Origin of the sequence: Nonomuraea diastatica, assembly GCF_004349015.1 — a bacterium.
Taxonomy (GTDB): domain Bacteria; phylum Actinomycetota; class Actinomycetes; order Streptosporangiales; family Streptosporangiaceae; genus Nonomuraea; species Nonomuraea diastatica.
This window is the reverse complement of record NZ_SMKP01000092.1, coordinates 1-22,615: the sequence shown is the minus strand read 5'-3', so window position 1 is coordinate 22,615 and position 22,615 is coordinate 1. Positions and strand designations below refer to the sequence as shown.

Below are 22,615 nucleotides of genomic sequence, written 5' to 3'. Positions count from 1 at the left end.
CCGGAAGACGGGGCATGGACCGGGACGGCGGCGGTCACGGCTGCAGGCAGCCGACGGCCGGGAGCTCGGGCGGCACGGTCAGGGACGCGGGATCGACCAGAGTGGTGAGCTCGCCCGTGGATTCGAGCAGGCAGGTGCCCAGGTGAAGGGGGTCTACGACGGCATGGGCGGCGGGGGCGGCGGACAGGGCCAGGCCGCCGGCGGCGAGCACGGCGAGCGTGATCCGCCGAGAGGTGGACAACATCGAACCTCCTGGGAAGGGGTGTCGAACGATTGCTGACGCCACCCAGAGTAGTGTGAAAGTCACTCTCGGTTAAAGATTTCTTATAGGAAGTGATCGGAGGATTGGAGATCCTGGGCGGCCATGACCTCGTCGGCGTGGTCGGACGCCCACACGCCGAACGCCTCGATCGGCCCCAGGAGGCTGCGGCCCAGCTCGGTCAGCTCGTACTCCACGCGGGGCGGCGCCTCGGCGTACGCGCGCCGCGCCACCAGGCCGTTGAACTCCAGGCGGCGCAGCGTCTCCGTGAGGACCTTCGGGCTGATGCCGCCGATCTCCTCCCGCAGCCGCCCCGGACGGCGCGGGCCGTGGCGAAGCGCCCAGACGACGACCGCGCTCCAGGTGTTGGCGATCAGGTCGAAGGCGAGTCTGGCCTGACAGTCGGCGAGGAACAACGAAGCCTCCGTTAGGCACCAGATGGTGTGCGACGGGATTCCTACCGTTGTCATCCAAGCAAATCCCTTCATGGAGGACGAACATGCGTATCGGGATCCTGGGCGCCGGCGGCATGGCGGACGCCCTCGGCACGCAGTGGGCCAGGGCGGGCCACGCAGTCATGATCAGCGGGCGGGACCCGGGCAGGAGCACGGCACGGGCCCGCAAGATGCGTGCCCAGGCCGGACGGACACCGGCAGCGGAGGCGGCGGCCGCAGAGGCGTCGTTCGCGGGGACGGTCGCCGGGAGGGTCGCGGAGGTGTCCGGCGGGGAGGCGTTCGCTGGGGCTTCCGCCGACCTGTCCACCGGGCAGAGGCCCGCCGCAGAGGGATCCGCCGGGTCGGCCGGAGGAGCGGTGGTCGCCGGGGAGGCGGAGGTCCGGGCCGGGACGTGGGCGGAGGCGGCCCGGTTCGGCGAGGTTGTGATGGTGGCTGTCAGGGAGGCGGGCCTCGTGGACGTGCTCCAGGCCGCCGGGGCGTCGATGCGTGGCAAGCCCGTCATCGACGTGACCAACGCTGCCTTTCCTGACCTCTATGACCCCACGCGACCGATCGCACGCCTGATCCGCGACCTCACCGCAGGTCACGTCGTGAAGGCGTTCAACCTGTGCCACGTGGACGTGTGGCGGATGACGCCACCGGTGTTCGGCGGGCGGCCACTGGCCGTGCCGCTGTGCGGCGACGACCCGGCCGCCATGGACGCCGCCCGCACGCTGGTCGCCGACCTCGGCTGCACCCCGCTGAACGGCGGAGGGCTCGACCGGGCGATGCACCTGGAGGCGACCGCCGCGTTCGTGATCGGACTGTGGTTCGGGGGCGCCGACGCCCAGGCCATCCTGCCGCCGCTGGCCTCGTCGGGCACCCACGGGCAGGGCTGACGTACGACGAGGGGCGTAGCGGGGATGACGACGGCCGGTGGATGCCGCGCGCGCCGCCAGGGAGAATCCTGGAGGCCTTCATACGAGGCCGAAGGAGAAGTCCAGTGGTAACCGAGGTCGCCAAGGGCAGCGGGTACATGACCGCGTTCAAGGTCGTCGCCATCCTCAACGCGGCATCCGTGCTCGCCCAGGGGGTGACGGCCGGGCAGCTGATGAGCGGCGCCGGCGCCGGCCTGCACGGGCAGGGGTCGTTAGTCGTTCACGTGCTGGGGCTGGTGCAGCTCATCGTTGCCGTGCTGGTGTGGCGTCCTGGTCGCGGAGCCGGCTGGCCCGCGCTGGCCAGCCTGGCGATCCTGCTGCTCGGGTTCGTCCAGTCGATGCTGGGCGGCTCCGGGGCGGTGACGACGCACGTGCCGCTCGCGATGGGGCTCTTCGGGCTCAGCGTGTGGCTCGTGGTCTGGTCCTGGCGCCGCTGACCCGCCCACCGGTCGCGTCCACGTGGTGCCGTCCACGTGGTGCGGCCGACCGGATCCACCCGCCCGGTTCCCGCGCGCGGCCGGGGCACCTGGTGCGAGCCATCCGGTCCCATCGGCCAGGTCCCAGCACGCGGGCCGTGCGTCCGGCCCGGGTGCTGAGACCCTGCGGCGTTTTCGCGCGTCCGGGATCCAGGGACTCGGAGCACCCGGGTCATGCTCCCATCGGCGGTGACGGGACCGTGCGATGGTTCCGTGCCGCCCGGGACCAGGCACCTTGGAGCACCGGACCGGGGGAATCGGGTCTGGGCGGCCCGGGTCAGGAGGGGTGGCGGGCCAGGTGGTCGGCGTGGCGGATGGGCTCCGGGAGGCGGAAGCGGGCGGTGAGGCGGAGAACCTGGTCGGTGGCCGTGTCCAGGGAGATGCGGTGGCCCTGGGAGACGTACACCGGTTTGACCCCTCGTTGCGTGCGCAGAGCCCGCCCGACCGTGGCGCCCTCGTGCACGATCGGTGTCCACGCCCCGCGCTCCGGCCCGGGGGGCTCGTGCGTGCCGATGAACGGCGTCTTGCCCACCCCCAGCGCCGGCAGCGCGGTGAGCACCCCCAGGTGGCAGGCCAGCCCGAACCCGCGCGGATGGGCCAGCCCGTACCCGTCGCAGACCAGCAGGTCAGGGGTCACGGTGAGCCGTTGGAGGGCGTCGATCAACGCGGGCAGCTCGCGGAAGGCGAACAATCCCGGCACGTACGGGAACGCCACCCGCCCCTCGGCGACCACATGCTCCACCGGCGCGAGCGTGCTCCCGTCGAGGACGACCACGGCCGCCGTCACCGCGTCGTCGCCGTGGTAATGCACGTCCAGGCCCGCCACCAGCGCGAATCCGGTGGGGCCGGTCAGCTCGACGTGCCCCCGCAGGCGGTCCTGGATGGACTCCGCCTCCGCGACGCTGGAGGGCCATGGATGAAGTCGTCGTACCTGCATCCCGATCAAGGTACGCGGTCGCGGCAGAAGATCGTTGAGTAGGGTCGGTCGTCATGAGCGAAGTTCCGGTGGACGTGCCGGTGATCGTCGGTCCGGGGGTCGTCGCGGACGCGGCGCTGCTGGCGCAGATCGCCGGCCGTGAATGCGCCGCCCTGGGCGTGCGAGGCACCCTCGTCCACGCCCGCGACGCTTCTCATCTGCTGTCGCTCGTAAGGGACGGGGCGGTCGTGCTCCCCGGGCCCGAGGCCGAGGTGCGCGCCCTGATCGGACGGCCGCTCGGGGCCGTGGTCTGGGTCGACGCGCACCGGGCCGACGGTGTCGAGCCGGGGGAGGGCGCGTCCCACCTGCACGGGCGCGGGCTCAGCGGCCTGAGCTGGGGCATCCGGCACGCCCTCCATCGGGTACGCCACACGCCCCTGAGGATCCCTTACGGGCCGTCCCGCGATCAATGGGGTGATCTGTACGTGCCGGAGGGCGTGCCCAGGCCGCCGGTCGTGGCGCTGGTTCACGGCGGATACTGGCGCTCGATCTGGGCCGCGGACCTCATGGAGGCACTCTGCGCCGACCTGGCCGGGCGCGGGTTCGCGGTGTGGAACCTCGAATACCGCCGTCCCGACACGCACGGCTGGCACGCCACCATCGCCGACGTCGCCACCGGCCTGGCCACGCTCCACACCCCTCGCCCCCGCCCCTCGGGGAACACCGCCCGCGACGCCCACGGTCACGGGAACCCCGCCCACGACGACAACCCAGCCCGCGAGAGCGGCCCCGGCCATGACCGTGACGATCGTGCTGGGCGTGATCGTGGGGATGCCCTCGGCCCGAATCCCGGTCCGAATCCAGGCTCCGATCCCGGCTCGAACCCCGGGCTGGACCTCGGGATCGATCTGGACCTCGATCGCATGGCAGTGGCCGGGCACTCGGCCGGCGCCCAGCTGGCGCTGCGGGCGGTGGCCGACGGGGCGCGGGCCGCGCTGGCAGTGTCGCTCGCGGGCGTGCTCGACCTGGTCGAGGGCGACCGGCGGTGGCTCAGCTCCGGTGCCGTCGCCGCCGCCATGGGCGGCCCCTCCGCCGCTCCCGGAGAACGGCCGTCCGGAGACGCCGACGTGTACGGAGCCGGGTCGCCACTGCTCAGGGTGCCGATCGGTGTGCCCCAGCTCATCGTCCAGGGTGCCGCCGACGACCTGGACCTGATCGACTTCGGCCGCCGCTACGCCCAGGCCGCCCGACGGGCCGGCGACGACGTGACGTACCTGGAACCGCCCGGCGGCCACTTCGACGTGATCACTCCCACCACCTCGATCTGGCAGGCAGCGGCGGAGGCCATCACGGCGGCGCTCGCCTGAGAGCGGCGTCCTGGCATCGGCCGCGCCTCGCCGTGCGCAACGGAACGGCCCGTCGGCCGCGTGCCCTGACCCGCCGGGGTCACCGCGTCGTCGTGTACGGTCGGCGCCCCGAACCCCGTGACCCGCCCGCAAGGGACGAACCGGACACCGCCTAGCATGTCCAGGTGATCGTCGGAGAGGTGCTCGGGCTGCTCGGCGTCGGTGTGGTGGCCGGCGTGGTGAGCACGGTCGTGAGCCTCGCGTCGATCGTCTCCTATCCGGCGCTGCTGGCGTTCGGCCTGCCCCCGCTGACCGCGAACGTCACCAACACCGTCGCCCTGGTCTTCACCGGCATCGGCGCCGCGGCGGGCTCGCGGCCCGAGCTGGCCGGTGAGGGCGGCCGGATGCTCCGGCTCGGCCCGGTGGCCGCGATCGGCGGCGCGACGGGCGCGTTCCTGCTGCTGGTGACCCCGGCCGAGACGTTCGAGCTGATCGCGCCGTGGCTGATCGCGATGGCCTCGCTGCTGCTGGCCCGCCCGCCGTCCGGCCGGGCGCGCGGCGAGCACGGGCTGGCGGCGCGGGTGGGGTTGTTCGCCGTGACGATCTATGTCGGCTATTTCGGCGCGGCCGGCGGCCTGCTGGTGTTCGCCGTGCTGGCCGCCACGTTCGCCCAGCCCGCAGCCAAGCTCAACGCGATGAAGAACGTGTTGTCCGGGCTGGCGAACGCGGTGGCGGCGCTCGGGTTCGCGCTGTTCGGCCCCGTGGACTGGGGCGCGGCGGTGCCGCTGGCGGCCGGGTTCCTGCTCGGCGGATGGACCGGTCCCAAGATCGCCCGCAGGATGCCGGGCTCCGGGCTGCGTTACCTGGCGGCGGCCTGCGGGCTGGCCGTGGCGATCAAGCTGGGCTGGGATACGTACGTGACCTGACCGGGGCGCCCGCCCGTTCCTTCGCGAGCGCGGCGAACCTGCCGGTCACCCGGCGCCAGATCGGCGTGGACACCGGCTCGTCCGCCACCGCCCGCGCGTAGATCTCGTCGGGGTCGAACCCCTCGGCCCGCCATTCCCGGATGCGCGCGGGCGTCACCTCCGGATGGAACTGCACGCCCCACGCCCGCTCGCCCACCCGGAACGCCTGATACGGGCACGCCGCCGTCTCGGCCAGGTGCACGGCCCCCTCGGGCAGCTCGGTGACGGCGTCCTTGTGGTGCTCGACGGCAGGAACCACCGGGGGCAGGTCGTGGAAGAGCGGGTCGGTGGCGGCCTCCGGCCGGATCGTGACCGGGACGCTGCCGTTCTCGGGCGCCCCGGTGTCGCCGGTCACCACGCCTCCCGCCACCTCGGCGATGAGCTGGCCGCCCAGGCAGATCCCGAAGAACGGCACGCCGTCCGCCAGCGCCTGGGCCGCCAGCCGCCGGGTGCCCGCCAGCCACGGCGCCCTGTCGTCCTCGCTGGGCAGGTAGCCCCCGCCCAGCACGATCATGGCGTCGTGCTCCAGGCGGCCGGGCAGGGGAGCGCCGTCGTGGGCGAGGACGACGTCGAGCTTCAGCCCGGCGTCCTCAAGCCACCCGCCCACGCGGCCGGGGCCGCCGCTGCGGCTGTTCTGGACGATCAGGACATCACCCATCGTGGGCCTCCGCTGGGGTTCGCGAACATGGGGCGGAACGGGCCGGGCACCGGTGCGCGCCGGCGGGACACGACCTGGCCGGACACGGACGACCTGGCACGACACGGACGACACGGACGGTCACGGACGACACGGACGACACGGACGGTCACGGGCGGACGCGGCGGGGATACCGGGGTCACGGCAGGTTCGCGGCCCTGGCGGTGTGGCGGAGCAGGAGGGCGGTCGTCACCGGCCCCACGCCGCCGGGCACCGGGGTGAGCGCGCCCGCCACGCCCGCGACCTCGTCGGAGGCGACGTCGCCGGTCAGCCCGCCGCCCTCGGTGGGGTTGGTGCCGACGTCGATCACCACCGCGCCGGGCGCGACGTGCGCGGCGCCGATCAACCCGGCCCGGCCCGCCGCGGCGATCAGCACGTCGGCCGTGGAGGTGACGGAGGCCAGGTCGCGGGTGCGCGAGTGGCAGACGGTGACGGTGGCGTTCCGGTCGAGCAGCAGGTGCGCCAGCGGCTTGCCCACCACGGTCGACCGGCCGACCACCACGGTACGCCGACCCTCCAGCTCCACCTCGTAGTGGTCGAGCAGCGCCATCACGGCGGCGGCCGTGGCGGGCGGGAACGCGGGCAGCCCCGCCGCCAGCCGGCCGAGCGAGAGCGGGTTGGCGCCGTCGACGTCCTTGCGCGGGTCGATCGCGCCGGCCGGCTCCTGCGCCGATGAGCCCTCGGGCAGGGGCGTCTGCAGCATCACGGCATGCACGTTGGCGTCGGCGCTGAGCCGGGCCAGCGTCTCGCCGATCTGGTCGAGAGTCGCACCGGGGCCCAGGTCGACCAGGTCGCAGGCGATGCCCACGCCGGCCGCCGCCTTGGCGATCGAGCGGACGTACCACAGGCTCGCCTCGTCCGCCGTGGCCACCACCACGGCCAGGCGCGGTTGCGGGCCGGCGGCCGCCTCGGTCTGCGTCTGGGCGCGGATGGCGGCGGCCAGTTCCTTGCCCGGCAGCGTCTTCACGGGTTGATCTCCTCGCGTACGGAGGCGGTCACCGCGTCGGCTCTCGCCATGGCCGCGTCGACGCCGGACAGGCGGCCGGTCAGCTCCCGGCGTGCCCGCTCGTCCTCGATGCCGCCCAGGTTGACCTCGACGTTCACCCTGGCGGTGGAGAGCGCGGCGCGCGCGGCGTCCGCGGCGGCGGCCACGTCGGTGACGAGGTTGCGGTTGGCGATGGGCAGCAGCAGCTCGCACAGCCCGACGGCGCGCGTGGCCGTCTCGGCCACGCGGGCGGGCGGCTCGGCGGCGGCGGCCAGCGCCCTGGCGATGGCGGCGCTGCGCTCCTCTCCCTTGGGCAGGCGGTAGGCGTCGGTGACCGCGGTGAAGGCTGCGGCGTCCTCTTCGGCCAGCTTCAGCGCCTGTCCTCGCAGGGTGTCGGTCTCGGCGATCGCGCCGGCGACGGTGGCGGCGTGGTCGGCGTACTTCTCGCCGGTGGTGTAGCGGGCCACCATGCCGAGCAGCGCGGCGGCCTGCGCCGCGTGCAGGGCCGCGGTCGCGCCGCCTCCGGGCGCGGGCACCCTGTCGGCCAGCTCGGCCAGGAAGTCGACGATCTTAGAGTCGCGCATGCCGGCATTCTGCCAGGCCCGGCCTGGCTCACTCGCGGAACATCGGCCGCGTGGCGTCCTCGGGGCCGCTCTGCGACGGGTATGCGGGTCCGCCCTGCGGCGGGTACGGCGCCTGGGCGGGGCCGTACGCGTGACCGTGTTCGTGACCGTGTTCGGGGCCGTACTCGAGGTGGTGGTCGGGAGGCGGCCGGCGGTGGGTGGCCCGCCACCTCGACGGGAACATGGAGACGACCAGCACCGTGATGCCGAGGAAGAGCAGCAGGCACGAGTGGGCCAGGGTCTGGTAGCCGATCCCGACGACGCCGGGCAGCCACCCTGTCGGCAGGAGCCGCTGTTGGGTGACCATCTCCAGGACGGGCAGTACGCCCAGCGCGGTGAACATGAGGCCGCCGAGCAGCGACGCCACCGGCGACAGGCGGGAGCCGACCAGGAAGGCGAGCGCGATCGCCGACACGGCGATGACGGCCAGCCCGAGCCAGGAGAGCTCGTACGCGACCCTCGACCGCGTCGTGAACTCGCCGACTCCGAACGACAGTCCGGCGAGGATCAGCGGAGGCAGGAGCAGCCCGGCGACCACTCCGAGAGCATGACGGGCACCGTTTGACATGTTAAAACCCCGTTTGTTCGGCTCTGTCCCAAGCTACCGTGCGAGATCCGTCCGCGTGAGGGGCCCGTAGTCCTCCTTGGCCGTCCCTGCGAAATCGCTGTGAAGGACGCCTGCGGCCGTTGCCCGCCTTCGCGCGCGCGGGCATCGTGGGCCGCATGAGATCCGCGATCCTGAAGACCGCACTCGGCGCCCTGGCCGTCCTCCTCGTGGGCGGCGTCCCCGCGCAGGCCACGGGCAAGCCCAGCACGTTCGGCCTGCCTGAGGGGTTCCAGCCCGAGGGCATCGCCATCGGGCCGGGCCCGTACGCCTACTTCGGCTCCCGCGCGACCGGTGACATCTACCGGGCCGACCTGCGTACCGGGAAGGGGTCCGTCGTCAGCAAGGGGCCGGGCACGCCGTCGCTCGGTCTCAAGACGGACGGGCGGCGGCTGTTCGTGGCCGGTGGGACGGGCGGCGACGCCCGGGTGATCGACCTGCGCACGGGCAAGGTGATCAAGTCGTACACGCTGGCCACCGGCGAGTCGTTCGTCAACGACGTCATCCTCACCCGCGGCGCCGCCTACTTCACCGACTCCACCAACCCGGTGCTCTACAAGCTGGACCTCGGGCGCGGCGGCGCGCTCCCCGCCAAGGCGGTCAAGATCCCGCTCAAGGGCGACATCGAGTACGGCACCGGCATCAACGCCAACGGCATCGCCCCCAGCCCCGACCACAGGTCACTGCTGATCGTCCAGTCGAACACCGGCAAACTGTTCGAGGCCGACGCGTCCTCCGGCGTCACCACAGAGGTGGACCTGGGCGGTGAGGAACTCACCAACGGCGACGGCCTGCTCCTGTCAGGCCGCACCTTGTACGCCGTGCTGAACCGGGCCAACACGGTCGCCGCCATCAAGCTGGCCCGCGACGCCTCGTCCGGCAAGCTCGTCAAGCGGCTGACCGACCCCCGCTTCGACGTGCCCACGACGGTCGCCGCCTACGGCCACCGGCTCTACCTGCCCAACGCCCGCTTCACCACGACGCCGACCCCGGAGACCCCCTACACGGTGGTCGCCGTCAAACGCTGAGAGGGGCCGCGGGGGGCGTGGCCGGTCCGCGCTCCCGCGGTCGTCAGCGGACCTCGCCGTTCGCCGGGCGCAGGGCCGCGAGCTGCTGCTCGAACGGGACGACCTCCTCGGCGTCGTCCCGCCGGGGCGCGCGGTGCTCCAGGAGCCCGGCCAGCTCGCCCGCCGCGCGGGCGACGCGCTCGCCGAGGCCGTCGGTGAAGGCGTCGCCACCGCCGCCCCAGTCCTCCGACGCCGCGTAGACGGCCGTCGGGACGACGATCGCGCGCAGGTAGGTGAACAGCGGCCGCAGCGCGTGCTCCAGCGCCAGCGAGTGGCGGGCGGTGCCGCCGGTGGCCGCGATGAGCACGGGCTTGCCCTCCAGCGCGGTGTTGTCGATCACGTCGAAGAAGCTCTTGAACAGGCCGCTGTACGAGCCGCTGAAGATCGGCGTGACCGCGATGAGCCCGTCGGCCTCCGTCACCTCCTCGATCGCCGCCCGCAGCCTGGCGTTGGGGAAGCCGGCCACGAAGGCGCCGGCGACGTCCACGGCCAGCTCGCGCAGCTCGATCACGCGTACGTCCACCGGCTCCTCCCGCTCCTCCAGCCGCCGGCGCGCCGCCTTGGCGAGGCGGTCGGCGAGCAGGCGGGTGGAGGAGGGCTGCGTCAGGCCGGCCGTGACGATGGCGAGCTTCATGTGCGTCAGTCCTTCCAGGTGTCCTGCGGTCAGGGGGCGGTGCCGGGGTCAGGCGGTGACGGGTGCGCCGGAGTCCCTCGCCGCGAGCAGGGAGGCGTGGGTCGGGGCGTCGGGCACCTCGGCGGGGCGGCCCTTGGCGAACTCCTCGCGCAGCACCGGCACGACCTCCTCGCCGAGGAGGTCCATCTGCTCCAGCACCGTCTTCAGCGGCAGACCCGCGTGGTCCATGAGGAACAGCTGCCGCTGGTAGTCGCCGAAGTGCTCCCTGAACTCCAGCGTCCTGTCGATGACCTGCTGCGGGCTGCCCACCGTGAGCGGCGTCTCCGCGGTGAACTCCTCCAGCGACGGCCCGTGGCCGTACACGGGGGCGTTGTCGAAGTACGGGCGGAACTCCCGCACCGCGTCCTGCGAGTTCCTCCGCATGAACACCTGGCCGCCCAGTCCGACGATGGCCTGCTCGGGCGTGCCGTGACCGTAGTGGGCGTAGCGCTGCCGGTAGAGGTTGATCAGGCGTATGAAGTGCTCCTTCGGCCAGAAGATGTTGTTGGCGAAGAAGCCGTCGCCGTAGTAGGCGGCCTGCTCGGCGATCTCGGGGGTGCGGATCGAGCCGTGCCACACGAACGGCGGCACTCCGTCGAGCGGGCGCGGCGTCGAAGTGAAGCCCTGCAGCGGCGTGCGGAAGCGGCCCTCCCAGTCGACGACGTCCTCGCGCCACAGCCGGTGCAGCAGCGCGTAGTTCTCGATGGCCAGCGGGATGCCCTGCCGGATGTCCTGGCCGAACCACGGGTAGACCGGCCCGGTGTTGCCCCGGCCCATCATGAGGTCCACCCGGCCGTCCGCCAGGTGCTGCAGCATGGCGTAGTCCTCGGCGATCTTCACCGGGTCGTTGGTGGTGATCAGCGTGGTGGCGGTGGACAGCGTCAGGCGCTCGGTCCTGGCCGCGATGTAGCCGAGCATGGTGGTCGGCGAGGACGGCACGAAGGGCGGGTTGTGGTGCTCACCCGTCGCGAACACGTCGAGACCGACCTCCTCGGCCTTGAGCGCGATCGCCACCATCGCCTTGATGCGCTCGTGCTCGGTCGGCGTCCGGCCCGTGGTGGGGTCGGTGGTCACGTCGCCCACGCTGAAGATCCCGAACTGCACTTTAGTCACCGTCCATGACTGTTGAAACTTTGACGATAGAGGGAGCGCCGAAGCCCGTCCCGATATTCCATCATCGGTCATCTTCCGCGAGGAGCCCTGGGCGGATCACGCCGGCCGCGGACAAGACCCTCCGCAGGACGGGATGGAGCGGCCGGACGACGATCCGGCCACCCTGGCGAAGGGCGGCGCCTCGGAGCTACGGTTCAAGCCGGCGTCCGGTGGCCGGTCACCGCTCCGGGCGGATCTCGGTGAACAACCGGAGCGTGGCCGGCCGCAGCCGGCGCCAGGCGGACGGCGGCCAGCGCAGGGCGAGCGGCAACCGCGTCGTCAGCACGATCTTCAGGTAGGGGCGGCCGTAGCGGCCTCCGGGCACCTCCACGCACCGGCCCGACACGGGAGCGAAGGCGAGCCGCCGCCCGAGTCGCAGGGAACCCTGCCCGGTGATCTCCCGCGGGGACCCGCCCGAGCCGAGCTCCACCGCCTCCCACACCAGCTCGTCCCGGTGCCGCGCCGGCAGCGGGAAGCTCAGCGCGAAACCCGCCAGCGACCCCGCCGGACGCAGGTAGAATGAGCCGTGGAAGGCTGGCAGCGCGTGCAGGAGCCGCGTGCCCGCCGACACCAGCCCCTCGCTGGCGTCGACGGCGATCCGCCAGGCCGCGGGATCGGCGTGGGAAGCGTCCGGGGTGGATGGCAAGGGGATTCACCTCGCGTGCGGGACGGGAGCGACGGCGCTCGGTTCGACCTTCGGTTAACCAACAAGACGAATGACGCCGCGACGATGTGACACGTCCGAGCTCAGCGGGCGATGCGCCAGCTCTGCTCCTCCACCAGCTCCACGCTGCGCCAGCCGCCGGGCGTGCGGCGCATGCGGTGGTGGTACCAGCCGCCGCCGTGCAGGAAACCCCCTGCCGCCGCCTGAGAGCCCGCCGCCACGAGGTCCTTCGTGGGGGCGAGGGTGTCGGTGAAGGGCGCGCTCACGCGGGCCTCGCCGTCACGGACGTCGATGCTCGGGGCGCCGATCAGGTGCAGCCTGCCGGGCCAGTGCGCCAGCACGCCGGCCAGCCAGGCCGTGACCTCGTCGCGGGTGCCCCTGATGCCGCCCGCCGAGGTGTAGTCGATCACGGCGTCGGGGGTGAACACCTCGTCGAGCAGGTGCCATTGCCCGGAGTCGAGCGCGTGGGAGTAGCGGGCCAGCAGGCCGGTGATCTCGAGGTGGTCGGCGATCTCCTGCGTGTCCATGAGGTGATCGTCGCGCCGGACGAGTCCGATGGCCAGCGTCATGGAAAAACCCCAGGTCTCGGACCTGGGGTTGATCTGCTGGTGGACGATACTGGGATTGAACCAGTGACCTCTTCCGTGTCAGGGAAGCGCTCTCCCGCTGAGCTAATCGTCCTTGCGTTGTGAGGTGGCGACGGGATTTGAACCCGTGTCGACGGCTTTGCAGGCCGCTGCCTCGCCTCTCGGCCACGCCACCGAGCCCAAACTCCGAGCGGAAGACGGGATTCGAACCCGCGACCCTCACCTTGGCAAGGTGATGCTCTACCACTGAGCCACTTCCGCGTACACCCCGCTCGCGCCGGGCGACGAGAGAACTCTAGCGAATCCCGGCCGAGTCCCCAAACTGAGCAGGCCCGCCCAGGTCAGGTGTGGCCGCCGTTGACGGTGAGGCATTGCCCGGTGACGAAGGCGGCGCCGTCGGAGGCGAGGTAGGACACCGCCGCCGCCACGTCGCCGGGCGTGCCCAACCGGCCCAGCGGCACCTCGGCGCGATAGCCGCTCGCGTCGAGTCCCGCGTGCCGCTCGACCGGGATCCAGCCGGGGGCGACGATGTTGACCGTGACGCCGTACGGGCCGAGCTCGCGGGCCCACGCCAGGGTCATTGCGTGCTGGGCGCCCTTGGCGGCGATGTAGGCGGACATGCCGGGCAGCTTGCGGTCGACGATGTCGGAGCCGATCTGGATGACGCGGCCGCCCCCGCGTTCCTTCATCCCGGGGAGCACCGCCCGCACGAGCAGCGTGGGGCTCTTGACGAAGAACGTCAGCTGGTCGAGCTGCGACTGCCAGGTGAGGTCCTCGACGGCGACGGAGGGCTGCGGGCCGGTCGCGTTGGCCACCAGCACGTCCACCGGGCCCAGCCGTTCGGTGACGGCGGCCACCAGGCCCGTGACGGCGGCCTCGTCGGTGACGTCGGCGGCGAACGCCTCGGCGGTGCCGCCCGCCTCCTGGACGGCGGAGACGACCTGCCGGGCGCCGGCGCCGTGGGAGTGGTAGTTGACGGCGACGGCCAGGCCGTCGGCAGCGAGCCTGCGTGCGATGACGGCTCCGAGGCCGCGCGACGCGCCGGTGACGAGGGCGACTGATGCCATGGGCCCGACTCTAGCGGCCTGGCCCTCTATCGCCTGAGCTGAAGGCCTCCGGGATGCGGCCCTTCGATCTCCAGGCGGTACTCCAGGCCGGAGATGGCCCGGTTGTCGTCGACGACCTCCTCCGACGGCGGTTTCTCGCCGCCCATGATCGCCTCCTGCATCTTCGAGAACCGCTCGTGGGCCTCCCGTACGTAGCCGGTGCCCAGGGTGGTGTGGTCGATCTGGGTGGCGAGGAGATCGCGCACGTAGCCCTTGTTCGGCTCGAACGTCACCGGCGGCGGCAGCGCGGGCGCGAGCACCTGGTCGGGGTCGCGGCCGTCGTGCCGCTTGAACAGCTCGGCCGCCAGCCGCAGGTGTTCCAGCTCCATGTTGAGGTGCAGCTCCCAGATGTTCTTCACCTTGGGGTCGGACTCGGTCTCCATGAACGAGTGATACAGGTAGCACTCGTTGTACTCGTGGTTGAGCAGCATCTCCCACCAGCTCTCGCCGGGGTCGACCAGCGACTCGTAGTGGGTGACGTGTTCCTCCTCGATGAGGCCGATCTCCTGGTAGAGCCGCCGGGCGATGGGCTCCATGTACATGGGGCCGACGTTCATGTAGAAGTTCATGGTCTGCTGCTCGGCCGACATGATGGTCAGCGCGTGCAGTCTCGACAGCGGCTCGGTCCTGCGCCGGTCGTAGGGCTCGCGTACGTTGTCGGCGGGGTCGCGGTGGTGCAGGCAGGTCGGCCGGCCGGGCATGACCTCGGTGAGCTGGTCGACGATCTTCTCGGCCTTGCGGTGCTCGATCATCTCGTAGAGGTTGGCGTAGCGGTAGAGATGGTCGAAGTCCTCCAGCACGCCGAACTCGTAGGCCTGCTTCAGATACGCGTCCGGCTCCATCCGGGCCACCCAGGCGGTCAGGTCGACGGCGACCTGCTCGTACGCGATCGTCGTCTCCAGCACCGACGCCGATCCCGGCAGCAGCCAGTTGACCGCCTTCTGCTGCTGCGCCTCGATATAACGCACACGAGCGAGCTGCCGCCTGATCTCCTGATCCCGGCAGTGCCGGGCCAGATGATGGCTGAACATCATCGCCTCCACCTCGATGCCGTTCATCGTGATGATCCGGCACCGCGTGTACGGATCGCAGCGGTCGGCGTCGATGGGCGTGACGTCCAGCTCGCGCCAGTCACGCACCTGCTCGTCCAGCGGGACGCCCCGCTCCTGCAGTGGGTCGAAGGCCATGCCGCAGCGCGTACCCGTGGCCTGACCTGGCAACCTCCGCGTTCGGTCCCCGAACCGCCCGCGTTCGGTAAGGGCGCGCGTGCCCGCCGGGCAGCCGGGGTAGGGCGCACTCGTGGGTGAACACGATGTCATCGATCTCCTGATGGCCCAGCACGGCCGCATCAGAGACCTGTTCGACGAGGTGGAGAAGGCGCCTCCGGACAAGGTCGAGGATGCGTTCGACCGGCTGACGCGCATGTTGTGCGTGCACGAGACCGCGGAGGAGGAGATCGTGCACCCTTACGCGCGCAGGAAGCTCGACAACGGCCAGGGCGTGGTGGCCGACCGGCTGCAGGAAGAGAACCGCGCCAAGCGGCTCCTCGTCGAGCTGCACGACGACGGGGTGGACCACCCGAGATTCTGGGACCGGCTGGCTGAGCTGCGCACGGCGGTGACCGCGCACGCGCGCAGCGAGGAGCGGTACGAGTTCGTCAAGCTGCGGGCGCACACCTCCATGGCCGAGCGGCGGGCCATGGCGGCGGCGGTACGGGCGGCGGAGGCCCTGGCGCCCGTGCGCCCGCACCCCGGCACGGAGTCCGTCGCCAGGAACGTGCTGATGGGGACGCCCCTGGCGTTGATGGACCGGGCCCGGGACATGATCGGCAAGGCCCTCGGCAGGCGTTGACGGCACCTTTCGACGCTGGGCGAAATGTCGTCGTACTAGCGTCGCAGGCATGGAGCACATCGCACGTGATGCCGACGTCGCGCCCGTCGCCTCGCTCATCGCGGATCCGAGCAGGGCCGCCATGCTCACGGCGCTGCTCGGCGGGCGCGCGCTGGCGGCGGGGGAGCTGGCCAGGATCTCCGGAGTGAGCGCCGCCACCGCGAGCGCCCACCTGGCAAGGCTGCTCGACGGCGGGCTCGTGGACGTCGTGCGCCAGGGCCGCCACCGCTACTACCGGCTGGCCGGTCACGAGGTGGCCGAGGTGCTGGAGACGCTGGCCAGGATCAGCGGGCGCCCGCCCGTGCGCTCGCTGCGCCAGTCCCGGCAGGCCCGCCTGCTGGAGGAGGCCCGCACCTGCTACGACCACCTGGCAGGGCGGGCGGGCGTGGCCCTGCTGGACGGGCTGAGGGAAGGCGGCTACTACGCCGCGCACGACCTCACGGACGCGGGGGAGCGGCTGCTGTCGGGTCTCGGCGTGGACGTGGCCGGCGCGCGCGGATCCAGGAGGCGTTTCGCCCCTGAATGCCTCGACTGGACCGAGCGCAGGGCACATCTGGGCGGCGCGCTCGGGGCGGCGATCACGGGAGTGCTGCTGGAGCGCGGCTGGTTCCGCCGGGGCGCCGTGCCCCGAGCCGTCGTCCTCACCGACGAGGGCAGGGAGGGGCTGTCGGCTCTGTTCACTGGTAAGGAGCTAACATCGGGTACGCCGGTTACCTAGCAGCGAGAGGGAGATCATGCGCGACAACAGAGTCGTGAACGTCGGCCCTGAGCCCTTCACTTTCGACGACGTCATCCAGGTGGCCCGCCACGGCGCCCCGGTGCGCCTCACCGACGACGCGGTCGCCGCCATGGCCGCCGCCCGCCAGCGGGTCGACGAGCTGGCCGAGAGCCCGACGCCGGCGTACGGCATCTCGACGGGCTTCGGGGCGCTGGCCACGCGGCACATCGACCCGGCGCTGCGCGCCCAGCTCCAGCGCTCCCTGGTGCGCTCGCACGCGGCCGGCAGCGGGCCCGAGGTCGAGACCGAGGTCGTGCGCGCGCTCATGTTGCTGCGCCTGCACACGCTGGCCACCGGCCACACCGGCATCAGACCGGTCACGGCGAAGACCCTGGCCGCGCTCATCAGCGCGGGCATCACGCCGGTCGTGCACGAATACGGCAGCCTCGGCTGCTCCGGTGACCTGGCGCCGCTGGCGCACGTCGCGCTCACGCTGATGGGCGAGGGCGTCGTACGCGACTCCTCCGGCGCGCAACTGCCGGCCGCCGAGGCGCTCAAGCAGGCCAGGATCGACCCCGTCGAGCTGGTCGCCAAGGAGGGCCTGGCGCTCATCAACGGCACCGACGGCATGCTGGGCATGCTGATCCTGGCCATCGACGACCTCACCAGGCTGGTCAGGACCGCCGACGTGAGCGCCGCGATGAGCGTGGAGGCGCTACTGGGCACCGACCGGGTGTTCGCGCCCGAGCTGCAGGCGCTGCGGCCGCACCCGGGCCAGGCCCTGTCCGCCGCCAATATGACGAAAATTCTCCATAACTCCGGCATCATGGCGAGCCATCGCGACCCGGAGGCCTGCACCCGCGTCCAGGACGCCTACTCCCTGCGCTGCGCACCCCAGGTCGCCGGCGCCGCCCGCGACACCATCGCGCACGCCGCCACCGTTGCCGGATGGGAGCTGGCCAGCGCCGTCGACAACCCCGCCGTGCTGGCCGACGGCCGCGTCGAGTCCAACGGCAACTTCCACGGCGCCCCGATCGCGTACGTGCTGGACTTCCTGGCCGTCGTGGCCGCCGACCTGGCCTCGATGTCCGAACGGCGTACCGACCGGTTCCTCGACGTGGCCCGCAACCACGGGCTGCCTGCGTTCCTGGCCCACGACCCCGGCGTCGACTCCGGCCACATGATCGCCCAGTACACCCAGGCCGCCATCGTCTCCGAGCTCAAGCGGCTGGCCGTGCCGGCCAGCGTCGACTCCATCCCCAGCTCGGCCATGCAGGAGGACCACGTCTCCATGGGCTGGTCGGCCGCGCGCAAGCTGCGCAGGTCCGTGGACGGGCTGACCCGCGTGCTGGCCGTCGAGGTGCTCACCGCCGCCCGCGCCCTCGACCTGCGGGCCCCGCTGGAGCCCGCGCCCGCGACGGCGGCCGTGCTCGGCGCGCTGCGCGAGACCGTCCCCGCCCCCGGACCCGACCGGTTCCTCGCGCCGGAGATCGATTCCGCCGTGCGCCTGGTCGCCGACGGCGGCGTGGTGGCCGCCGCCGAGTCGGCGACCGGCCCCCTAGCGTGACGGCAGGGCGACGATCAGGTCCACCTCCAGCAGCAGCCCCGGCATGAACAACTTCGACACCTCGACGGTCGTGCTGGCCGGAGGCGTGCCGGTGATGTACTTCCTGCGCACCTGCCCGTACGCGACGCGGTCGTCCATGTCCGTCAGGTACGTCCTGATGAACGCGACGTCGTCGAACGTCGCTCCCTGATCGGCGAGGATGCGGGCCACGACCTGGAACACGTGCTCGGCCTGGGCCGTCATGGAGCCCTCGCCGACGATGTTCCCTCGCTCGTCGAACGCGGCCTGGCCGGAGACGTAGAGCGTGTCGCCGGCGCGGACGGCGTGCGAGTACATGCCGTTCGTGGCCGGGATGGCCGGCAGGTTGAGCGGCACGGCCCGCCGCGCGGGGCCGCCGGATCCGGCCGCGGGGCCCGCGACGTGCTCCACGACGGTGGTCACGTCCCGCTCGCCGAGGCCTGCGGCCCGCGCCTCCTGCAGCCGCGTCCTGGCGGCCGCGCTCATCGAGGCGCCCTCCCACGCGGCCAGCTCCAGGTCCTTGGTGGCGTGGGTCAGGGAGTAACGGGTTTGCGCCGACGGAGCCCTCAGCCGCTCGGCCGCCATGCCCAGCGGGGTGTCCGCCAGCACGCCGACGAGTGTGTCGCGGTCCACGCCGTGCGCCCCGGCGTACGCGAACGTCTCCGCCAGCAGCACCTGGACGGGCACGAGCGCGCTCATGACGGCGATCTTCATGGCCGCGCCCGCCCCCAGCGGCCCGAGCTCCCTGACCGGCCCGAACACCGACAGCACGTCGCGGCACCCGGACACGTCGCCGCCGGCCAGCACCGTGAGGGTTCCGGAGGCGGCGGGGCCCACGCTGCCCAGCACGGGCGCGTCCACCAGCCCCACCTCCGCCGGCAGCAGCGCGCGCAGCTCGCGCACCGCCTCCGGGCCGATCGTCGACATCTCCACCACGGTCGCGCCGGGGCGCAGCCCCGGCAGCGCCGCCGTCACCACCTCACGCACCGCGGCCGGGTCGCTCAGCATCGTGATGACCAGGCCGGCCCCGTCCACCGCCGCGGCGGCCGTGACACCGCTCCCGCGCCGCCACGTCCGCACCTCGTGCCCGGCCGCCACGAGCCGCCGGGCCATCGGCGCTCCCATGCGCCCCTGTCCGAGAAAAGCAATCATGCGCTCAGTGAACCCGGACACGAGGCATTCCACCACCGACTAGATTGCATATCAGCCATGCTTGACACGAATGCCTTTGACGCCGCCACGCTGCGGCTCTTCGACGAGGTCGCCAGGAGCGGCTCGTTCACCGCCGCCGCCGAGTTGTTCGGCTACACCCAGTCGGCGGTCTCCCGCCGTGTCGCCGCGCTGGAACGTGCCGCAGGAGGGCCGCTCTTCGAGCGCCTGGCCCGGGGCGTACGCCTGACGCCCGCGGGCGCGGCGCTGCACCGCCACGCCGTCGCCGTGCTCGACCGGCTCCAGCGGGCGGGCGAGGACCTGGCCGCCATCCACGCCGGGCGGGGCGGCGTCCTGCGGGTGGGCGCGTTCGCCACCGCCAACGTCGGCCTCGTGCCCGGCACGCTCAGGCGGTTCGCCGACCGTCACCCGGGCGTCGATCTGCGGCTGACAGAAGGGCTCAGCTCGCGGCTGGCCGACGGGCTGCGCGCCGGGACGCTGGATGTGGCCGTGATCAGCGACTACCCGTCCGGGCTGCCCGCCGGCGTGGCCAGGACGGTGCCGCTGCTGGACGACCGGCTGCTCGTCGCGCTGCCCGGAGACCACCGGCTGGCCGCCGAGCACGACGTCGACCTGCGCGACCTGGCCGGGGAGAGCTGGATCGAGGCGGCCCCGCGCGGGCAGCCCACCCTCCTGGTGACGGCGTGCGCGGCGGCCGGGTTCACGCCGCGCACCGGGCTGCGGGTGGCCGAGTGGTCGGGCAAGTTCGGCTTCGTCGCCGCCGGGCTGGGCGTGACGCTGGTGCCCGAGCTGGCCGCCGGGGGCGTGCCGCGCGACCTGGTGCTGCGGCCGCTGCGGGGCATGGCGCCCGCGCGCAAGGTGTACGCGGCCCTGCCCGACCCCCCGCTGCCCGCCGCGCTGGAGCTGGCCGGGATGCTGGGAGAATGGCAGATGTGCACGACGGATACGCCCACTTAGGAGGCGTGCTCGCGACGGAGTTGCGCGACGTGACCACAGACCTCGCCGCTCTCGACGGCGAGGGCTGGTGGGCCGTCGTCGTCGACTACGAGGGCAAGGTGACGTGCGCCCGGTTCGACCGGGTGCGCGAAGCGAGCCTGCCTGCGCCGGCCCGCCCCTGGGACGGGCCCCGCCCCGGCGGGTGGCGCAGCTCGCTCGACCGCGCCGCCTACGAGAGCGGCGTGCGGGCGATCCGCGCCTACATCGAGCAGGGCGAGGTCTACCAGGCCAATCTCTGCCGGATCCTGTCGGCGCCCGCCCCGCCCGGCGCCGACCCGCTCGCGCTGGCCGCCCGCCTGGCGGCCGGCAACCCGGCGCCGTACGCCGCGGTGATCCAGGTGCCCGGGCTGAGCGTGGTGTCGGCCTCGCCCGAGCTCTACCTGTCGCGCGACGGCGACGTCGTGGAGTCCCGGCCCATCAAGGGCACCGGCGTCACCGCGGCCGACCTGCTGGAGAAGGACTACGCCGAGAACGTCATGATCGTCGACCTCGTCCGCAACGACCTCGGCAGGGTTGCCGACGTCGGATCCGTCGAGGTGCCCGCGCTGTGCGCGATCGAGGAGCACCCCGGCCTCGTCCACCTCGTCTCCACCGTCAGGGCCAGCCTGGCCCCGGGCGCGGGCTGGCCCGAGCTGTTCGCCGCGACGTTCCCGCCCGGGTCCGTCACGGGCGCGCCGAAGTCGTCGGCGGTCCGCATCATCAATGAGCTCGAACCAGCACCCCGGGGGCCGTACTGTGGGGCCGTGGGCTGGGTCGATGCCGACCGGCGCACGGCGGCGCTGGCCGTGGGCATCAGGACGTTCTGGCTCTCGGGCGGCGAGATCCGGTTCGGCACGGGCGCGGGCATCACCTGGGGCAGCGACCCCGGGCGCGAATGGCACGAGACCGAGCTCAAGGCAGCCAGGCTCATCGCACTGGCATCCACAGGAGGAGACTGAAGTGAACATCCCTGTCTGGGTCAACGGGGAGCTGATCGACCCCGCTCAGGCCACCGTGTCGGTGTTCGACCACGGGCTGATGGTGGGCGACGGCGTCTTCGAGACCATCAAGATCGTCAATGGCGAGTCGTTCGCGCTCACCCGGCACCTCGACCGGCTCACGCTCTCGGCCCAGCGCATGGACCTGCCCGAGCCCGACGTCGAGGCCATCGCCGACGGCATCGGCAAGGTCCTGGCCGCCGCGGCGACGAACGGGCCCGCCTGGCCGCTCGGCCGCATCCGCGTCACCTACACCAGCGGCCCTGGCCCGCTCGGCTCCGACCGCGGCGACCAGGGCACCACGTCCGTCGTCATCGTCGGCGAGCAGAAGCCGTTCCCGGCCACCGCCGACGTCACCGTCGTCCCGTGGCCGCGCAACGAGCGCGGCGCCCTGGCCGGCGTCAAGAGCACGTCCTACGGCGACAACGCCAAGGCCCTGCTGCACGCCAAGAAGCGCGGCGGCGGCGAGGCCGTCTTCGGCAACCTCGCGGGCGACCTCTGCGAGGGCACCGGCTCCAACATCTTCGTCGTGCGCGACGGCCGCCTGCTCACCCCCACCCTGAAGTCCGGCTGCCTGGCCGGCGTCACCAGGGCGCTGGTGCTCGAATGGTGTGGAGCGGAAGAGGCCGACATCCCGGTGTCTGCCCTCTACGAAGCCGAGGAGGCCTTCCTCACCTCCACCACCCGCGACGTGCAGCCGATCAGGCGGGTCGACGACACCGAACTGCCCGTCGCACCCGGTCCGATCACCACCAAGGCCATGCGGATCTTCGCCGAACGCTCTGCCGCCGACCTCGACCCATGAGCTAGGGTCATGCCTCACAACTGATCGTGTGAGGCATACGTGGCAGTCGATCCGCTCCGCCCTGGAGATCCCGAGGCGGTGGGAGAGTTCCGCATCGTGGGCCGTCTCGGCCAGGGCGGGCAGGGCATCGTCTACCTGGGCGAGTCGCCCGGTTCCGGCCAGGCGGCCGTCAAGGTGATGACCGGCGGGATCGACCGGGCCTTCGCCCGCGAGCTCGCCGCCGCGCGCATGGTCGACGAGTTCTGCACCGCGCGCGTGCTCGTGGCCGACCTCGACCACGATCCTCCCTACGTCGCCGCCGAGTACATCGACGGACCCGCCCTCGCGACGGCCGGGCCGGTGCGTGGCGCGGCGCTGACCCGGCTGGCCATCGGCACCGTCACCGCCCTGGCCGCCATCCACCGGGCCGGCGTGGTGCACCGGGACTTCAAACCCGGCAACGTGCTGCTGGGGCCCGACGGGCCGCGGGTGATCGACTTCGGCATCGCCCGGCTGGTGGACGCCACCGCGACGCAGGGCGCCTCCTCGGGGACGCCCCCGTACATGTCGCCCGAGCAGCTGTCCGGTGACACCGTCGGGCCCGCGGCCGACATGTTCGCGTGGGGCTCGACCATGACGTTCGCGGCGACGGGGGAGCCGCCGTTCGGGCGCGACACGTTCGCGGCGGTGGCGTACCGGATCCTGCACGGCGAGCCCTCCCTCGGCGGCCTGCCCGAGCCGCTGCGCGGGATCGTGGCGCGCTGCCTGGCCAAGGATCCGGCCGCCCGGCCCGGCGCCCGTACGGTCCTGCTGGAGCTCCTCGGCGAGCCCCCGGACCCGGCCGGTGCGGGCGCCGCGCCCGCACCGGAGAGCCGCGCCCCCGACGGCTCCCGCGGCACACCCGAAGGGCACGCCCCGGCGGACTCCGTCGCCGGCGCGCTCGCATCCGAAGCGCGGGACACGACCGGTGACCAGGCTGGCGGGGCGGGCCCTGCCGGTGATC

At 72.7% G+C, this 22,615-nt stretch carries 26 protein-coding genes and 3 tRNA genes; 12 read left to right on the top strand and 17 right to left on the bottom strand.

Translation table 11 applies throughout. The features are described 5' to 3' along the window. Positions 1-34: 34 nt before the first annotated feature. Together E1294_RS28885 and E1294_RS28880 are read right to left on the bottom strand one after the other, a co-directional pair. A complete protein-coding gene (locus tag E1294_RS28885) occupies positions 35-244 on the bottom strand; it encodes a hypothetical protein (protein ID WP_132513512.1) in 210 nt (69 codons plus the stop codon). A gap of 80 nt (positions 245-324) precedes the next feature. Further along, complete coding sequence (locus E1294_RS28880) at positions 325-729, bottom strand: winged helix-turn-helix transcriptional regulator (RefSeq protein WP_132513510.1); 405 nt, start codon at positions 727-729, stop codon at positions 325-327. A 29-nt stretch (positions 730-758) separates the two neighbouring features. Here E1294_RS28880 and E1294_RS28875 point away from each other — a divergent pair, with 29 nt between their 5' ends. Both E1294_RS28875 and E1294_RS28870 read left to right on the top strand, forming a co-directional pair. Next, entirely contained in the window at positions 759-1,592 is an 834-nt protein-coding gene (locus E1294_RS28875) for an NADPH-dependent F420 reductase (protein ID WP_132513508.1), read from the top strand. Positions 1,593-1,696: 104 nt separating this feature from the next. Beyond that, positions 1,697-2,068 (top strand): hypothetical protein, encoded by a 372-nt coding sequence (locus E1294_RS28870; protein ID WP_132513506.1) that lies wholly within the window; start codon positions 1,697-1,699, stop codon positions 2,066-2,068. 316 nt (positions 2,069-2,384) lie between these two features. Here E1294_RS28870 and E1294_RS28865 read toward each other — a convergent pair whose 3' ends face one another. Further along, positions 2,385-3,044 carry an endonuclease V gene (locus E1294_RS28865; RefSeq protein ID WP_132513504.1) on the bottom strand — a complete coding sequence of 220 codons (660 nt, stop codon included), beginning with the start codon at positions 3,042-3,044 and terminating at the stop codon, positions 2,385-2,387. Positions 3,045-3,097: 53 nt separating this feature from the next. Between E1294_RS28865 and E1294_RS54785 the strand changes: the two genes are divergently transcribed. Together E1294_RS54785 and E1294_RS28855 are read left to right on the top strand one after the other, a co-directional pair. Beyond that, positions 3,098-4,390 (top strand): alpha/beta hydrolase family protein, encoded by a 1,293-nt coding sequence (locus tag E1294_RS54785; RefSeq protein WP_220447991.1) that lies wholly within the window; start codon positions 3,098-3,100, stop codon positions 4,388-4,390. Between the two features lie 164 nt (positions 4,391-4,554). Next, a complete protein-coding gene (locus E1294_RS28855; RefSeq protein ID WP_246083345.1) occupies positions 4,555-5,295 on the top strand; it encodes a sulfite exporter TauE/SafE family protein in 741 nt (246 codons plus the stop codon). On the opposite strand, the gene E1294_RS28850 is transcribed toward E1294_RS28855, so the two are convergent. The 4 genes from E1294_RS28850 to E1294_RS28835 form a co-directional block, all read right to left on the bottom strand. Then, positions 5,264-5,992 (bottom strand): type 1 glutamine amidotransferase, encoded by a 729-nt coding sequence (locus E1294_RS28850; protein ID WP_132513502.1) that lies wholly within the window; start codon positions 5,990-5,992, stop codon positions 5,264-5,266. The genes E1294_RS28855 and E1294_RS28850 overlap by 32 nt on opposite strands. Before the next feature lie 178 nt (positions 5,993-6,170). Beyond that, the gene (locus tag E1294_RS28845; RefSeq protein WP_132513500.1) at positions 6,171-6,998 is read right to left on the bottom strand and encodes a bifunctional 5,10-methylenetetrahydrofolate dehydrogenase/5,10-methenyltetrahydrofolate cyclohydrolase; all 828 of its coding nucleotides are present in this window, start codon (positions 6,996-6,998) and stop codon (positions 6,171-6,173) included. Next, positions 6,995-7,600, bottom strand: a complete 606-nt coding sequence (locus E1294_RS28840; protein WP_132513498.1) for a cyclodeaminase/cyclohydrolase family protein — start codon at positions 7,598-7,600, stop codon at positions 6,995-6,997. The genes E1294_RS28845 and E1294_RS28840 overlap by 4 nt, the downstream gene beginning before the upstream one ends. 28 nt (positions 7,601-7,628) lie before the next feature. Further along, a complete protein-coding gene (locus E1294_RS28835; RefSeq protein ID WP_132513496.1) occupies positions 7,629-8,207 on the bottom strand; it encodes a hypothetical protein in 579 nt (192 codons plus the stop codon). A 155-nt stretch (positions 8,208-8,362) separates the two neighbouring features. Here E1294_RS28835 and E1294_RS28830 point away from each other — a divergent pair, with 155 nt between their 5' ends. After that, complete coding sequence (locus E1294_RS28830; protein WP_132513494.1) at positions 8,363-9,271, top strand: NHL repeat-containing protein; 909 nt, start codon at positions 8,363-8,365, stop codon at positions 9,269-9,271. A gap of 43 nt (positions 9,272-9,314) precedes the next feature. On the opposite strand, the gene E1294_RS28825 is transcribed toward E1294_RS28830, so the two are convergent. The 9 genes from E1294_RS28825 to E1294_RS28785 all read right to left on the bottom strand — a co-directional run bounded on the left by E1294_RS28825 (position 9,315) and on the right by E1294_RS28785 (position 14,679). Then, positions 9,315-9,944, bottom strand: coding sequence for an FMN reductase (locus tag E1294_RS28825; protein WP_220447990.1), 630 nt, complete (start codon positions 9,942-9,944; stop codon positions 9,315-9,317). Positions 9,945-9,992: 48 nt separating this feature from the next. Beyond that, positions 9,993-11,087, bottom strand: coding sequence for an LLM class flavin-dependent oxidoreductase (locus tag E1294_RS28820; RefSeq protein WP_132513552.1), 1,095 nt, complete (start codon positions 11,085-11,087; stop codon positions 9,993-9,995). A 226-nt stretch (positions 11,088-11,313) separates the two neighbouring features. Beyond that, positions 11,314-11,781 (bottom strand): hypothetical protein, encoded by a 468-nt coding sequence (locus E1294_RS28815; protein ID WP_132513490.1) that lies wholly within the window; start codon positions 11,779-11,781, stop codon positions 11,314-11,316. A gap of 101 nt (positions 11,782-11,882) precedes the next feature. After that, the gene (locus tag E1294_RS28810) at positions 11,883-12,368 is read right to left on the bottom strand and encodes a nuclear transport factor 2 family protein (RefSeq protein ID WP_220447989.1); all 486 of its coding nucleotides are present in this window, start codon (positions 12,366-12,368) and stop codon (positions 11,883-11,885) included. Positions 12,369-12,405: 37 nt separating this feature from the next. Further along, positions 12,406-12,480: transfer RNA gene (locus E1294_RS28805), tRNA-Val, on the bottom strand. Between the two features lie 10 nt (positions 12,481-12,490). Next, positions 12,491-12,561, bottom strand: a tRNA-Cys gene (locus E1294_RS28800). A 14-nt stretch (positions 12,562-12,575) separates the two neighbouring features. Further along, a tRNA-Gly gene (locus E1294_RS28795) sits at positions 12,576-12,647 on the bottom strand. Positions 12,648-12,727: 80 nt separating this feature from the next. Further along, entirely contained in the window at positions 12,728-13,453 is a 726-nt protein-coding gene (locus E1294_RS28790) for an SDR family NAD(P)-dependent oxidoreductase (RefSeq protein WP_132513488.1), read from the bottom strand. A gap of 26 nt (positions 13,454-13,479) precedes the next feature. Next, on the bottom strand, positions 13,480-14,679 hold the full coding sequence (locus E1294_RS28785; protein WP_132513486.1) for a hypothetical protein: 1,200 nt from the start codon (positions 14,677-14,679) through the stop codon (positions 13,480-13,482). 112 nt (positions 14,680-14,791) lie between these two features. Between E1294_RS28785 and E1294_RS28780 the strand changes: the two genes are divergently transcribed. From E1294_RS28780 to hutH, 3 genes are read left to right on the top strand one after another with little or no spacing between them, the layout of a single operon-like run. After that, entirely contained in the window at positions 14,792-15,343 is a 552-nt protein-coding gene (locus E1294_RS28780) for a hemerythrin domain-containing protein (RefSeq protein WP_246083344.1), read from the top strand. A 49-nt stretch (positions 15,344-15,392) separates the two neighbouring features. Then, positions 15,393-16,100 carry an ArsR/SmtB family transcription factor gene (locus E1294_RS28775; RefSeq protein WP_132513484.1) on the top strand — a complete coding sequence of 236 codons (708 nt, stop codon included), beginning with the start codon at positions 15,393-15,395 and terminating at the stop codon, positions 16,098-16,100. A 16-nt stretch (positions 16,101-16,116) separates the two neighbouring features. Continuing rightward, positions 16,117-17,667: a histidine ammonia-lyase gene (gene hutH / locus E1294_RS28770; protein WP_132513482.1), complete on the top strand. Its 1,551-nt coding sequence runs from the start codon at positions 16,117-16,119 to the stop codon at positions 17,665-17,667. Here hutH and E1294_RS28765 read toward each other — a convergent pair. Further along, positions 17,659-18,837: a Rid family hydrolase gene (locus tag E1294_RS28765; protein WP_132513480.1), complete on the bottom strand. Its 1,179-nt coding sequence runs from the start codon at positions 18,835-18,837 to the stop codon at positions 17,659-17,661. The two genes, hutH and E1294_RS28765, sit on opposite strands and share 9 nt — an antisense overlap. Positions 18,838-18,894: 57 nt before the next feature. Here E1294_RS28765 and E1294_RS28760 point away from each other — a divergent pair, with 57 nt between their 5' ends. From E1294_RS28760 to E1294_RS28745, 4 genes are all read left to right on the top strand, one after another. Further along, positions 18,895-19,812: a LysR family transcriptional regulator gene (locus tag E1294_RS28760; protein WP_165977524.1), complete on the top strand. Its 918-nt coding sequence runs from the start codon at positions 18,895-18,897 to the stop codon at positions 19,810-19,812. Next, the gene (locus tag E1294_RS28755) at positions 19,779-20,789 is read left to right on the top strand and encodes a chorismate-binding protein (protein WP_132513478.1); all 1,011 of its coding nucleotides are present in this window, start codon (positions 19,779-19,781) and stop codon (positions 20,787-20,789) included. Before E1294_RS28760 ends, E1294_RS28755 begins: the two co-directional genes overlap by 34 nt. A gap of 1 nt (position 20,790) precedes the next feature. Continuing rightward, positions 20,791-21,633 carry an aminotransferase class IV gene (locus E1294_RS28750; protein WP_220447988.1) on the top strand — a complete coding sequence of 281 codons (843 nt, stop codon included), beginning with the start codon at positions 20,791-20,793 and terminating at the stop codon, positions 21,631-21,633. A 39-nt stretch (positions 21,634-21,672) separates the two neighbouring features. After that, positions 21,673-22,615: serine/threonine-protein kinase (locus E1294_RS28745; protein ID WP_132513476.1), on the top strand; the 943-nt coding region annotated here is incomplete at its 3' end.

Excerpts from the sequence above, each read along its gene's own strand:
- hutH (WP_132513482.1), top strand. The coding sequence starts at position 16,117 with ATGCGCGACAACAGAGTCGTGAACGTCGGCCCTGAGCCCTTCACTTTC.
- E1294_RS28775 (WP_132513484.1), top strand. The coding sequence starts at position 15,393 with ATGGAGCACATCGCACGTGATGCCGACGTCGCGCCCGTCGCCTCGCTC.
- E1294_RS54785 (WP_220447991.1), top strand. The coding sequence starts at position 3,098 with ATGAGCGAAGTTCCGGTGGACGTGCCGGTGATCGTCGGTCCGGGGGTC.
- E1294_RS28765 (WP_132513480.1), bottom strand. The coding sequence starts at position 18,837 with ATGATTGCTTTTCTCGGACAGGGGCGCATGGGAGCGCCGATGGCCCGG.
- E1294_RS28840 (WP_132513498.1), bottom strand. The coding sequence starts at position 7,600 with ATGCGCGACTCTAAGATCGTCGACTTCCTGGCCGAGCTGGCCGACAGG.
- E1294_RS28885 (WP_132513512.1), bottom strand. The coding sequence starts at position 244 with ATGTTGTCCACCTCTCGGCGGATCACGCTCGCCGTGCTCGCCGCCGGC.
- E1294_RS28810 (WP_220447989.1), bottom strand. The coding sequence starts at position 12,368 with ATGACGCTGGCCATCGGACTCGTCCGGCGCGACGATCACCTCATGGAC.
- E1294_RS28865 (WP_132513504.1), bottom strand. The coding sequence starts at position 3,044 with ATGCAGGTACGACGACTTCATCCATGGCCCTCCAGCGTCGCGGAGGCG.
- E1294_RS28880 (WP_132513510.1), bottom strand. The coding sequence starts at position 729 with ATGACAACGGTAGGAATCCCGTCGCACACCATCTGGTGCCTAACGGAG.
- E1294_RS28785 (WP_132513486.1), bottom strand. The coding sequence starts at position 14,679 with ATGGCCTTCGACCCACTGCAGGAGCGGGGCGTCCCGCTGGACGAGCAG.
- E1294_RS28760 (WP_165977524.1), top strand. The coding sequence starts at position 18,895 with ATGCTTGACACGAATGCCTTTGACGCCGCCACGCTGCGGCTCTTCGAC.
- E1294_RS28755 (WP_132513478.1), top strand. The coding sequence starts at position 19,779 with ATGGCAGATGTGCACGACGGATACGCCCACTTAGGAGGCGTGCTCGCG.
- E1294_RS28830 (WP_132513494.1), top strand. The coding sequence starts at position 8,363 with ATGAGATCCGCGATCCTGAAGACCGCACTCGGCGCCCTGGCCGTCCTC.
- E1294_RS28790 (WP_132513488.1), bottom strand. The coding sequence starts at position 13,453 with ATGGCATCAGTCGCCCTCGTCACCGGCGCGTCGCGCGGCCTCGGAGCC.
- E1294_RS28850 (WP_132513502.1), bottom strand. The coding sequence starts at position 5,992 with ATGGGTGATGTCCTGATCGTCCAGAACAGCCGCAGCGGCGGCCCCGGC.
- E1294_RS28825 (WP_220447990.1), bottom strand. The coding sequence starts at position 9,944 with ATGAAGCTCGCCATCGTCACGGCCGGCCTGACGCAGCCCTCCTCCACC.
- E1294_RS28875 (WP_132513508.1), top strand. The coding sequence starts at position 759 with ATGCGTATCGGGATCCTGGGCGCCGGCGGCATGGCGGACGCCCTCGGC.
- E1294_RS28835 (WP_132513496.1), bottom strand. The coding sequence starts at position 8,207 with ATGTCAAACGGTGCCCGTCATGCTCTCGGAGTGGTCGCCGGGCTGCTC.